This window comes from Streptomyces sp. NRRL WC-3742 (assembly GCF_000720635.1).
Classification (GTDB): domain Bacteria; phylum Actinomycetota; class Actinomycetes; order Streptomycetales; family Streptomycetaceae; genus Kitasatospora.
Genome location: NZ_JOCF01000162.1, coordinates 1 through 1,323, shown reverse-complemented (window position 1 = coordinate 1,323; position 1,323 = coordinate 1). Strand labels below are relative to the sequence as shown.

Below are 1,323 nucleotides of genomic sequence, written 5' to 3'. Positions count from 1 at the left end.
GTGTGGTGGGGTCCGTTTCGGTGGGGGCGGGGGTGGAGGGCGTGGTCGAGCGGGTGGACGGGGTGGTGCCGGAAGGGGACGAGGTGCGCGAGTACCGGCGGCTGAAGGGGCTGTTGGCGGACTACGGGCACACGATGCCGGTGGGGAGCCGGGAGCGGCTGGAGGCCGAGGTCGCGGGGTTGGAGCCGGCGTGGGCCGCGCACCGGGAGCGGGTGACGGTGCGGGTGCGGCTGGACAACGGGCTGGTGCTGGACGGGGTGGATGAGGGGGTGTTCGTCACGGCGGGTGCGTCATGACGGGTGGATGAGGCGGCTTTCGCGGGTGAGGACGACGGCTTGGATGCGGTCGCGGAGTTCGGGCTGCGGGGCGGGGGCTGAGGGCACTACGGAAGTAGTGGCACTACTTCCGTAGTGCCCGCCGGCCCTGGCAGGGGTGGTCAGGTGGGGGTGCGGCGGGGGCCGAGGTGGATGTCGTCGCCGGTGAGGTGGACGGGGTAGGTGGCGAGGGGGTCGACGGCGGGCATGTCGAGGGCCCGGCCGGTGCGCAGGCAGAAGCGGCTGTGGTGCCAGGGGCAGGTGATGGTGGCGTCCTCGAGTTCGCCCTCCTCCAGGGGGGCGTACTCGTGGCTGCGCCCACACCGACGGCGTGGATCTCGCCGTCGGTGTGGGCGAGCACGGCCCGGTCGCAGGCCAGGGCCGGCAGCGGGCGCCAGCGGGCGGGGACGCCGCGCATGACCAGGGCGCAGTCCAGGACCGCGCTGCCCGGCGGGAAGCGGACCGGGTCCTCGAAGAAGGAGGACGCGGCGGAGCGCACCCGGCCCGCCTCCACGTGCCAGGCGTCGGTGCTCAGTTCCATGCCGTCCAGGCGGCCGCCGGAGCCGGCGGGCGAGAAGCCCTTCGCGCCGGCCCGGAAGAAGTCGGACGCCTCGGCGAGGCCCGTGAACAGCTCGCTGCCGCGCAGTTCGTCGGCGACCTCGACGGTGACGTCGACGCGGACGGCGCCGTCGCGGGTCGCCAGGGCGACGCGCAGCCGCTCGGGCGTCTCGCCGGGCGCCCAGGCGGGCCGCACGCCCGCGAGGCGCAGCAGGCAGACGTCGGCGACCGCGTGGCCGCGCACGAGGTGGGGGCGCGGCGGCGCCGGGAGCAGGCGGGCGGCGGTGTCGGGGGCGACGCGGTAGTTCACCAGGAGGCGTCGTTCGACGGTGCTGGACAGGTTCGGCTGCCTCGTTGCTCCTCGTTCCACGCGGCGGTCGGGTGGGCCGCTTCGAGGCTGGCAAGGGGGTCGGGCGGCGGGGCGGGGCCGGTCGGTGGCGGCGGCGGGGCG

2 protein-coding genes and 1 pseudogene are annotated in these 1,323 nt (G+C 76.0%); 1 reads left to right on the top strand and 2 read right to left on the bottom strand.

Annotated elements, in window-relative coordinates:
- Positions 1-296, top strand: a 296-nt coding sequence (locus IH61_RS0139820) for a hypothetical protein (protein ID WP_031079321.1), incomplete at its 5' end; no start/stop codon positions are given.
- 140 nt (positions 297-436) lie between these two features.
- On the opposite strand, the gene IH61_RS50480 is transcribed toward IH61_RS0139820, so the two are convergent.
- Both IH61_RS50480 and IH61_RS45425 read right to left on the bottom strand, forming a co-directional pair.
- Positions 437-580 (bottom strand): Rieske (2Fe-2S) protein, encoded by a 144-nt coding sequence (locus IH61_RS50480; RefSeq protein WP_420714085.1) that lies wholly within the window; start codon positions 578-580, stop codon positions 437-439.
- A gap of 128 nt (positions 581-708) precedes the next feature.
- Positions 709-1,182 (bottom strand): annotated as a pseudogene (locus IH61_RS45425) (hypothetical protein); the annotation flags it as partial.
- Between the last annotated feature and the right edge of the window lie 141 nt (positions 1,183-1,323).